The organism is Thiorhodococcus drewsii AZ1, from assembly GCF_000224065.1.
Lineage (GTDB): Bacteria > Pseudomonadota > Gammaproteobacteria > Chromatiales > Chromatiaceae > Imhoffiella > Imhoffiella drewsii.
In genome coordinates, this window is sequence record NZ_AFWT01000093.1 from 1 (window position 1) to 2792 (window position 2792).

The 2792-nt window shown below is 43.9% G+C and carries 4 protein-coding genes; 2 read left to right on the forward strand and 2 right to left on the reverse strand.

Going from position 1 to position 2792, the window contains the following annotated elements; genetic code table 11:
• Positions 1-181 (reverse strand): IS4/Tn5 family transposase DNA-binding protein (locus tag THIDRDRAFT_RS25155; protein ID WP_425358453.1); only part of this gene is annotated, 181 nt, incomplete at its 3' end.
• A gap of 378 nt (positions 182-559) precedes the next feature.
• On the opposite strand from THIDRDRAFT_RS25155, the gene THIDRDRAFT_RS25160 reads away from it, so the two are divergent.
• Positions 560-1732, forward strand: coding sequence for an aminotransferase class III-fold pyridoxal phosphate-dependent enzyme (locus THIDRDRAFT_RS25160; RefSeq protein WP_007043345.1), 1173 nt, complete (start codon positions 560-562; stop codon positions 1730-1732).
• 85 nt (positions 1733-1817) lie between these two features.
• A complete protein-coding gene (locus THIDRDRAFT_RS25165; RefSeq protein ID WP_245535921.1) occupies positions 1818-2594 on the forward strand; it encodes a hypothetical protein in 777 nt (258 codons plus the stop codon).
• A gap of 90 nt (positions 2595-2684) precedes the next feature.
• On the opposite strand, the gene THIDRDRAFT_RS27180 is transcribed toward THIDRDRAFT_RS25165, so the two are convergent.
• On the reverse strand, positions 2685-2792 hold a 108-nt coding region (locus THIDRDRAFT_RS27180), incomplete at its 5' end, for an IS4 family transposase (protein WP_139058894.1).

The following is a 2792-nucleotide window of genomic DNA, read 5'->3' on the forward strand; positions in this document are numbered from 1 at the left end:
TGCCGAGAAACCGATAGCCCGCCTGCGTCTCCGACCAGCCGTTGCAGGCCCCCGGAATACTCGCCGTCGGATGCTCAGCCAAGCGCTCGATCAACTGAATCGCGCGCCGGTTGCGGCGCGTGTCGCCCAGATCAATCGAGGCCAATTCTTCCGACGCCCAGCCCATCGTGTGCTCCAACATGTCTCAGAAAAAATAGTTCGCTATCGTACACTCAGAGTTCTGTGTAATGGGATGGTGTAAGCCTTGACTTCAATGAAGACATATACGAGCTAGTACGAATTCGACAATATATAGTAGATGATATAGTCCAGAAGTCTGGCGGAATATATTCGAGTTTAATAAAGAACTTTCGATATTCACCGTGAAAAAGCTCAGGCGCCCGAACCACAAAAAAAATAGCCATTGGCACATTGTAATTTGTCTAACAAAAGGCTCAAGGCGACCCCAAACCGCGCATCGAGTTCAGGGGCTTTTTTTGCTTTTTTGCAAGCGCAATTTGAGTCGCCTTAGCCTTACGTTATGTGAAAAAAGTCCAAGACAATGAGAGGAGGCGGGGAAATGAAAAACATTCTTGACTGCACCGGTCACCAACTAAAAATCCCAAATATCATAAGAAGTGACGGCGTATATCTATTTGATTCCGATGAGAAACGATACATGGATTTGGAGTCTGGTGTTTGGTGTGCCGCACTGGGGCACAAAAACAGAAGAATTAACGATGCAATCAAAGATCAGATCGATCGAATCATGCACGTTGGGTTTTGCTACTCTAGTGAAATAGTTGATAGTGTGGCAAATTCGCTGTTAAATCTAACTAACTTTGAGTCTGGAAAATGTGTATTTCTCAGCTCTGGAAGTGAAGCGATTGAAATTTTACGGCAAATATCAAGAACTTTGTCTGGTAAAGAGCACAAAACTCTAACGCTCCATGATGCATATCTTGGTTCCTATAGTTCCGTCATTGATCGAGAGAAAAATTGGTATAGTTTCAATTGGGAAAAGTGCGAAACATGCCCCAGTAAGAATGCTTGTGATTCTTCTTGTAAGGCACTTCTAAGTATTCCTGAGAATATTTCCGAATTTGTTTTTGAACCAGGAAGTGCGTCTGGCTTCGTTAGATTTCCACCCAAGGCGTTGATTAAAAAAATAGTTTCCATCGTCAGGAAAAACAAAGGCAAAGTAATAGCTAATGAGGTAACTACAGGCATTGGAAGAACGGGAAAGTGGTTTGGATATCAACACTACGACATTGAGCCAGATATGATTGCCGTTGGCAAAGGTGTCGGTAATGGCTACCCTGTTAGTGTGGCTATTGTAAATAAAGAAATAGCTAGTGAGTTGCAAGAATCGTCATTTGACTATATGCAAGGGCATCAAAATGATCCATTAGCTGCAGCAGTGGTCAGGGAAGTAATTCAGACAATAACAGACGAAAATCTAATCGAAGGTGCACGAAAGAAAGGAGTGAAATTCCATGCGCAACTCGAATCTCTTGTCGATGGAAAGGTTGCTATTGGAATTCGTGGTAGAGGTTTGATGTTTGCTATCGATTTAGCGAGCGAGAGAATCACAAGTAAGATATACGATGACTTGATAGAGCGAGGGTATATTGTTTGTAATAGAGGTTCTTTTCTTAGAATCGACCCTCCTCTTACAATAATTGAACAACAATTCAGTGAATTTGTAGACGCACTTTCGTGCATCATTGCTTCAAATGAAAGTTTTACATAACAAGGCAAATCACACGGAAGTCAAAATCTTCGCTCCGCTCCGGTTTTGCCTCCGGTGTTTGCGGCGTTATGCGCAGGAACCATCAATGAGAAAAATCCAGCATTTTCAATTTATGGAGAAGCTAATGCGATACATGTCATACGCGATGATGATAGTTTTACTTAATTTTTTATTCCCTGTTTATGCAGAGGAGATAGGGGGCGTTGAATTTCCGGGCGGTGCATCATCTTTTGCGGACGAGGTGATCGAATATTCGCCGACTGCTGGGGTTGCTTATCCTTATAACATTCCAGAAACTGCGTTAGGCCCTCCTGATTACACTTTTGGTCACGAGGGTGATGGAACCGTATCTCTTGGTAATGCGGGAGTAATAATTTTAAAATTCACAGATAACTCCCTTACGACATCCGGAGATGTCTCTGCGGATTTATGGATATTTGAGGAAGGGCCGGCTATAGAACCAACAGAAGTGTATATAAAAACAGATTTAGGAAACTGGATATCGGTCGGTGATACATCAGGTGGGACCTACGGTATAGACATAGATCAATTTATTGGTGTTGGAGTAGTAGAAGGCGAAAGCTATACATATGTTAAATTGGTAGACTTGCTTCCGGATCAAGGAGGTTCGCCAAATTATGCAGGTGCTGACATAGATGCAGTTGGCGCGATAAGCTCTATACAATCAACGAATAAACCAGAAATTCGTGTTGATAGCGGATATGTTAATCTTTCCGTAACTAGCGGCGAAACTCCACCTGAAGCCGATTGTGCAACATCGCGTGATCACGGGAGAATGGTATTTGATGAAATCAATCAAATATTGCACATATGCTCGCCAGCAGGATGGGTTGATAAATAAGCGTTGCGCATAACATGCGCCTCCAGCGGACGCGCCAAAGGCGCGCGCCGCTGAGGCCAGGGCTTTGAAGGCATCTCATTACACACATCTTCATAAGTCATGAGATTCTTTGGCGTATTTGATCCCGGCTGCCACGTCTCTGATGCGCTGCAGTCCGAGCCAAATGCTCTTCACACCAGGCTCGCCATCGCCCTTGCG